4 protein-coding genes and 1 pseudogene are annotated in these 7,446 nt (G+C 70.8%); 4 read left to right on the forward strand and 1 reads right to left on the reverse strand.

Features of this window, described 5'->3' with window-relative positions:
* Positions 1-441 precede the first annotated feature (441 nt).
* Positions 442-1,479, forward strand: a complete 1,038-nt coding sequence (locus U9983_RS25535; RefSeq protein WP_322756453.1) for a hypothetical protein — start codon at positions 442-444, stop codon at positions 1,477-1,479.
* Complete coding sequence (locus U9983_RS25540; protein WP_322756454.1) at positions 1,476-2,216, forward strand: class I SAM-dependent methyltransferase; 741 nt, start codon at positions 1,476-1,478, stop codon at positions 2,214-2,216. Before U9983_RS25535 ends, U9983_RS25540 begins: the two co-directional genes overlap by 4 nt.
* Positions 2,217-2,539: 323 nt before the next feature.
* Here U9983_RS25540 and U9983_RS25545 read toward each other — a convergent pair whose 3' ends face one another.
* On the reverse strand, positions 2,540-5,626 hold the full coding sequence (locus tag U9983_RS25545; RefSeq protein WP_322756455.1) for a tetratricopeptide repeat protein: 3,087 nt from the start codon (positions 5,624-5,626) through the stop codon (positions 2,540-2,542).
* A gap of 87 nt (positions 5,627-5,713) precedes the next feature.
* On the opposite strand from U9983_RS25545, the gene U9983_RS25550 reads away from it, so the two are divergent.
* Complete coding sequence (locus tag U9983_RS25550; protein WP_322756456.1) at positions 5,714-6,094, forward strand: hypothetical protein; 381 nt, start codon at positions 5,714-5,716, stop codon at positions 6,092-6,094.
* A gap of 594 nt (positions 6,095-6,688) precedes the next feature.
* Positions 6,689-7,446 (forward strand): annotated as a pseudogene (locus tag U9983_RS25555) (Tn3 family transposase); the annotation flags it as partial.

Consider the following 7,446-nt stretch of genomic DNA (forward strand, 5'->3'; position numbering starts at 1 on the left):
CTGCGGCGACGATCTGTAGTGGTGCCATAGCCGCCGGCTTTTACACCGAGCTCAAGTCCGACAGTCGCCCTGTCGCGATGTACGAGGAAGTGCTCCAGCTTGCAGCCAAACTGGAGCACTGGCTCAACATGACGTGACAGACTGTCGTCGCCACCTGGCTCCACTGACAGCTGGCCGCCACCGTCGGCCGTGCCATCGCTTGTGCGGACAACATCGGCCGCTATCTGTGTAGGACGGTGGATTGATCGCATGGCTGCAAGGGTCGACGGTGAGTGGATGTTCGGTCACCGCTGGACGCATGCGGGTATGCGGCCCCCTGCCCCGCAGGGGTGTTGCGTGCGTGCAAGCGGCATTGACCTGCACAGGTGTCGTCCCGGAGGCTGCCACCGTTTGCACAGTGCAACGCGACGCTGAACGGCTGGGCAGAAGGCGGAGACATCGATGGAGCACCTGCGCCCGACCTGTCTGTCCCAGATCGCTGCGCTGTCGGGGTTCGGCGTGTCCGACGTGGCCCTGCTCGCGGAACTGGACGAGAGCACCGTCAGCCGCCTGTGGGACATGCCCGACTGGCTGGACCGGATCCGAGGACGGTCTCTACAGGCGCTGATCGCCGCGGTGCCCGGGGTAGCCGAGTACGCCACGACCTACCCGTTGCGGACACGTCAGGCACGGCTTGTCCACGACCTTCACCGAGAGGGTCTTGCCGTCGATGAGGCCGCACTTGTCAGCCTTTCGGTCCCGGCGCCCTACGTTGCGAATGCACTCGAGGCGGCGCTCCAGGTCGTCCGCGGTGACATCGCACGGGCGATGGAGTACCTCCCGCGGTTCTGGGGGCGGGAACAGGACCGGGCACTTGACGTTCTCTTCAGCCCAGCAGGGGGTCTTCTCGTCGATGCGCGACCGTTGCTGGAGGCGGCCGGATCGCTCGCACCGCTGCTGACCCGGTCGGCGTACTCGTTCAATGCGATCCTTGCCCAGGCCCACCTGACCCACCACGTCGCGAAAGCCACCGGCGTGCTCCCCGAGCAGCTCGCCGGCGCGGCGATGGACCGCCGGGGAGCGTTCACCCTTCGCAGCACCGTCATGGGAGCGCTCGGGCAGTCTGACGACCGCGACCTGGCGGACCGGTACCGCCACCTTGTGGACAAGCACCCGCCGCTGCGTCTGGTCGAAGAGTGGGCGTTCCCGACGTGGATGCGGGACAGCCGGCCGACCCTCGACTTCTCGCTGCCTCCGTCGCTGCTCTTGCGCCGCACAGCGGGGGAGATCCTGCGGGAGCTCGGCCAGTACGGTGACGCCTACTGCTACTACCTTGTGACCACCTACGTGCCGTTGGCGCTCGACCGTGACCCGACGTTCGGCCTGCGTGCGGGTGAGCTGCGTGTAGCGCTGTTGGAACGGCGCGAGATGGTGAATGACTCGATCATCCGGCGTGCGATGGACACGCTGGCTCGGCAGATCCCGACAGGAGCCTCATGACCACCATCAGCCGTGACCGGTCCAGTTACAGCGCCAACGCCGAGTACTGGACACGGATCATCCGGGACGGGCTGGACCGCTACCGGACCGGGTTGACGGACGCGGCCGTGCTGGAGGCCGCTGGGGATGTGACGGGTCTGTCGGTGCTCGATGCCGGTTGTGGTGAGGGCTACCTGGCCCGGCTGCTCGCGGCCGGTGGTGCCCGGCCGGTCGTCGGGGTGGACCTGTGCTCGGAGCTGGTTGAGGCCGCTCGGGACACGGCCGCCCGCGAAGGGCTCGACATCACCTACGAGACCGCCGACGTCGCGGCGCTTCCCCTGGCCGATGGTGCGGTCGACCTGGTCGTCGCGAACCACGTCCTGAATGATCTGGAGGAGCCGGCGCCGGCGATCGCCGAGTTCGCCCGGGTCCTGGCCCCCGGCGGCCGGGTCGTCGCGCTGTTGTTGCACCCGTGTTTCTACGGCTCCCGGGCCAGGCCGGTGGATGTGGCCGACTACTACCGGCCGCGGCGGATCGAGCAGCACTTCGACGTCGCCGGCGAGGTGTCTCCCGTGCCGGTGGTTGCCTGGACCCGGCCGTTGGAGGACTTCACTCGTGCGTTCGCAGCTGCTGGCCTGGCCATCACCGGTATCCGGGAACCGCACCCGTCGGAGCAACAGCTAGGCGACGACCCGTGGTGGGCCGAGAACTTCACCCGCCCTCTGTTCATGCTGATCACAGCAACCCGGAGCGCCTGAATCCGAACCCCGCTCCCGGCACGACGGGCATCGGCACCGGCTCAGTGGGACCCGCTGGCGTTCATTTCATGCTGGTTTGGGGCGCGGATGACGGTCGTGATGACGTGTCATCGCCGCGCTCATCGTGGGCGTCATCGTTGCTGGTCAAACCGGTTGTCGTCACAGGTCGCAGCGAGGCGGATCACGTCATGACGTGCCCGCTCTCGGTCTGATTCTGGGGCCCGGTTGGGGGTCGAGACTGGCAGAGTCGCGTGTTCGACCGTCCTGAGTTCGCCTGATTCACCACATAGACGGTTACTCGCTGTTAGCTGGTTCGGGAGGGTTCAGGTGGTGGGGATGCGGCGTCGGGCGTCGTTGGCTAGCTCGGTGAGGCCGAGCGCGGTGTAAAGGTCGACGGCCTGGGCGAGGTGGGTTCGGGCGTGGTCGTCGTTCCCGCGTCCCAGGGCGACGTCGCCGAGCCCGCGCAGGGCGTCGGCCTGCCCGGGCCGGTTGCCGATCTGGGTGTACAGGGTCCGGGCGGCGCTGTACTGCTCCTCGGCACCGGCGTAGTCGCCGCGTACCAGGGCGACCTGGCCGAGCCCGAGCAGGGCGTGGGCCTGCCCGTACCGGTTGCCGATCTGGGTGTACAGGGCCTGGGCGGCGCTGTACTGCTCCTCGGCACCGGCGATGTCGCCGCGTCCCTGGGCGAGCTGGCCGAGCCCGCGCAGGGCGTCGGCCTGCCCGTACCGGTTGCCGATCTGGGTGTACAGGGCCTGGGCGGCGCTGCACTGCTCCTCGGCACCGGCGATGTCGCCGCGTACCAGGGCGAGCTGGCCGAGCCCGAGCAGGGCGTGGGCCTGCCCGGGCCGGTTGCCGATCTGGGTGTACAGGGCCTGGGCGGCGCTGTACTGCTCCTCGGCACCGGCGTAGTCGCCGCGTACCTGGGCGACCTGGCCGAGGCTGTACAGGGCGTTGGCCTGCCCGAGCCGGTCGCCGATCTGGGTGTACAGGGCGTGGGCTTGGTCGTGGTGGCCGAGGGTGTGTAGGGCGCGGGCGCGGGTGTGGAGGTTGCCGATGTCGGTGGCGAGGCTGAGGGCGGCCTCGGCGTAGCGGAGGGCGAGCTGAAGCTGGTTGCGGGATTCGGTGGCGTCGGTGAGGGACAGGGCGCGGGTGGGCCGGTCGCCGGGCAGCAGCGGCGGGCGCACGCCGGGCGGGGGGCCGTAGGTGGAGATGCGCTCGGCGGCGGCGGCTTGGGTGAGCAGGACCATGGTGCGCAGGGCGGGATTGTCGCCGGTGGGGGTGAGGGCGGTGGGGGTGAGGGCGGCGGCGGCCTGGTCGGCGTAGCGGACGGCGTCGGGTGGCCGGTCGTCGGCGAGGGCGAGCTCGGCGCGCAGCCGGAGCACCTCGACCTGGTCGTGAGGATGGGTGGCCAGCTGGTCGGCGTGGTCGAGGAGCACGGCTGCCTGGGCCAGGTCGTGGCCGCGGATCGCGGTGTCGGCGGCGAGCAGCGCCAGCCGGGCCGCGAGCCGGTCAGCGGGGACCGCGCCGGCGAGCGGGACCGCGGGTGGCACGACCGGGTCGGCCGGCGGGGCTGTTTCCTGCTGCGGGTGGGTGGCGGTCAGGGTGCGGGCTTCGTCGAGCAGGACGCGGGCCGCGGGCAGCTCGACGCAGTCGAGGGTGGCTTCGGCGAGGGCCGTCAGGACGGTGAACAGCTGGGCGGGGCTGCCGCTGGCGCGGACGACGTCGAGGGCGTGGTGCCAGTGCTCGGTGGCGCGGGTCCACCGCCAGGTCGTCCAGGCGGCCTGGCCGGCGAGCTGCCAGGCCCACGCCTGCCCGGCGGGCTGGTCGAGCTGCTGGTAGAGCCCGGCGGCGTCGAGGGCCTGACGTTCGGCGTGGTCGTGGCGGCCGCGCAGATACTCGACCCAGGCCGAGCAGGCCAGCGCGTCGGCGGCGACCGCCGGCAACCGGTCCCGGACCCGGGCCTGCTGCTCCGGCGCGAGGACGACGTCGGTGACGGCGGCCAGGCTGGCGAGACGACCGGCGTGCGCGAAGGTGAACAGTTCCCGACGCCAGCCGGCCGCGGGAGCGGGGTCGCCGAGGGCGAACCGGTGGTAGGCGATCTCCAGCTGCCAGGCGCCGGGAAGCCGGTCGGCGAGGTCGGTGTAGTAGGCGGCGGCCCGTCGGTGCAGGTCGGGAAGTCGTTGCTGGCCGCTGGGGGTTTCGCGGTCGGCGTCGGCGAGGTGGTCCAGCAGCCAGCGGCGGACGAGCCGGTGCATCCGCCAGCGGGGTTGGTGGCGTCCCGGGCCGGCGGGCAAGGGCTGGAGGAACCCGCGGCTGGTGAGCCGGGTGAACCAGTCGGTGTCGGCCGGCGTGGTGTCTGTCAGCAGGGCTGTGAGCGTGGGCAGGGTGATCTCGCGGAGCACGGCCGCGGCGGCGACCTCGTCGCGTTGCCGGCCGCTGAGCCGACCGAGGATCCGCTCAGGAACCCACCGGGGTGCGGGCTGGGACAGCAGTCGGTCCCGTTCCGCCTGGCTGGTCGGGGCCGTGTCGGCGAGGACGGCCGCGAGCAGCGGCAGGCCGGAGCTGTCCCGCTCGTCGGCGGTGTCGTCGTCGGGATGCACGACGTCGACCAGCAGGTTGAGCAGCCGCGGGTCGGTGATCCCAGCGGAGGTCAGGAACGCCCGGGTGTGGACGCGGAGCCAGCCGGTCAGCTGGCACGGGCCGACGCTCGCCACCGTGTCCGGGACCGGCAGATCGTCCCAGCCGGCGAGGATGACCCGCAGGCGGGGAGCCGCGGCCAGCAGCGGGGGCAGTACCTGGACGGTGAACCAGGAACTGATCCCGGCCGGCCGGGCCGGGGCGACGGCGTCGAAGACGTACATCCACTCGCAGGTGTCCACCGTCAGCAGGACCCGCCGGCGGCGCACCCGGCAGGCGACCTCGACAAGCTGGGCGACCCAGACCCCCCGGCGTACCGCGTCCACCGGCGACACCCCCACGTGGACGGTTTGGGGGGACTCGGCGATCCGGCCGCCGAACAGGGCGCACTGCCGGTTGTCGACCCGCCGCGGCACGATGTCGGTACCGACCCGGTCCGCGAGGCGCCGCACCCGGCGTCGCCGCCACCAGCGGGCCTGGCTGGCCAGGCCCGCGGCGAGCTCGCGTAGCAGCAGCACCGCCACGTCGTCGACCCCGGCGGCGATCCGCTGGTCGTCAAGGCCCGCGAAGCCCCCGGCGACCAGCGTCTGCAGGTCGATCCCGACCCTGCGGTACCGGTCGGCGTGCAGCTCGGCGGCCCGGGCCAACAGCCTCGTCTTGCCCTGCCCGGTCACCCCGGACACCACCAGTAGCCGCGCCCGGCCGTCGACGGCGAGCAGCTCCTCAACGGCGTCCAGCGCCTCGTCCCGGTCGGTGAACTCCCCGACAGCCATCCCGCCCCCCGGTCCCGGCTCGCGCGCCGTCCCATGGTCGTACTGTTGGCAGCAAGACCGTCACGCACACGCAAAGGGGATGATTCCATGCCGCTGCCTGGACCTCGTACCGCCGCCGCGCTCGGCGTGGTCGTCTCGGTCGCCACCGGCCTGGTCACCAACCTGATCACCGGCAGATGGAGCCCCGCTCTCGCCGCCGCCTTGGCCGTCCTGCTCGTCGTCGGGGTGCTGCTCGCCGTCCGGACCGCCTCCGCCGGCGGCACTCGGACCCGCGGGCGGATTGTCGCCCGCGGCGGGATGATCCGGGCCAGCGGGCAGACGCTGTCCGGCGGCGCCGACGCCACCACCACCGCCACCTCCGGCGGACGAATCGATAACTCCCCGACCGTCGCGGACGGCGCCGAGACGACGATGAAAGCCAGCCGCAACGGCGAGATCATCGACAGCCCTCTCGACGCCACCAGCTAAAGCACGCGACGGCGGCTCACGACGAGTCCCTCGGGGCGTCGTCGCCCGATCGACAGCCTCGAAGCCGCCCACGCCCGCGCGGCCGCACCAGTGGACAGAAACCCGAGTTCGGCTCCCTGCCCTGTGCAGCTCGCCCAGCAGATGTGTGAACTCCGGAGGCGACTACACCGGAGGCGCTGGAAGCCGTGCACCGGGTCGTCACGTGACGACCGACGGGGACGGCCGCGACCGCGAGACACCAGACCGCGCCCCGATTTAGATCATCGCTAGCGCCAACGGCTGCACGAGTCCTCCAAGTAGCGCGAATCGCATCGGATGCGAATACGTGTCTGTCTACATCGAGTGCTTGCTGGAGTGGCCGTGACCTGGGCTTTCGCGGTTCCCGGGCGTGGGGGATCGCAGCCTTAGGTTCGCCGCGCGGTCCGCACGGGGGCCGCTAACCAGTCGTTTCGCATCAAATGCAAAAATTCTGCATCGGATGTGTATGGGTTGGAGGTCACGGCCCACGCTGGCGGCACCTGGACCCATTACGCCCCAGGTGACCACCACGGTACGGCACCGCCGCCGATCGTCATGTGACGATCGGCCAACGCCTCCGAGGTGCGCCCGTCCACGATCCACGCCGACACGCAGGGGCAGAGTTTCCCGGTGTTCGCTCTCGCTCATGTGTTGGGTTTCGAGCTGATGCCCCGTATCCGGAACTGGAAGGATCTGATCTTCTTCCGGCCGGGCGCCCAGGCCCGCTACGTCCACATCGACGCGCTGTTCGGCGAGCCGGGCCGCAACGTCATCGACTGGGAGCTGATCGAGAACCACTTCCCCGACCTGATGCGGGTCGCACTCTCGATCCGGGCGGGCCGGATCTCCTCGACGCTGCTGCTGCGCCGGCTGCGCAGCAGCTCCCGCCGGAACGCCACCTACCGGGCGTTCCGCGAGGTCGGCCGGGTCATCAGAACCGTCCAGCTGCTTCGTTACCTCTCGGATCCGGCGTTGCGGGCGCGGGTGACGGCGGCGACCAACAAGGTCGAGTCCTACAACGGCTTCGCGCAGTGGCTGCAGTTCGCCAACCGGGTGATCGCGGACAACGACCCCGAGGAGCAGGAGAAGGTGATGAAGTTCAACGCGCTGCTGGCGAACTGCGTCATCTTCCACACCACCCTCGATCTGATGGCGGTCATCCGGCAGCTGCAGGCCGACGGCGAGCGCATCGACCCCGACGACCTGTCCGAGATCTCCCCGTACCTCACCGACCCGATCACCCGCTTCGGCGAGTACTCCACCGACGAGCTGGCCATCCCGCCGGACGCCTACGACGCCCACCTCGACCTCGACGTCGACGTCGACGTCGACGT

Source organism: Protofrankia sp. Cas3 (assembly GCF_963555955.1).
In the GTDB taxonomy this organism is placed as follows: Bacteria; Actinomycetota; Actinomycetes; order Frankiales; family Frankiaceae; genus Protofrankia.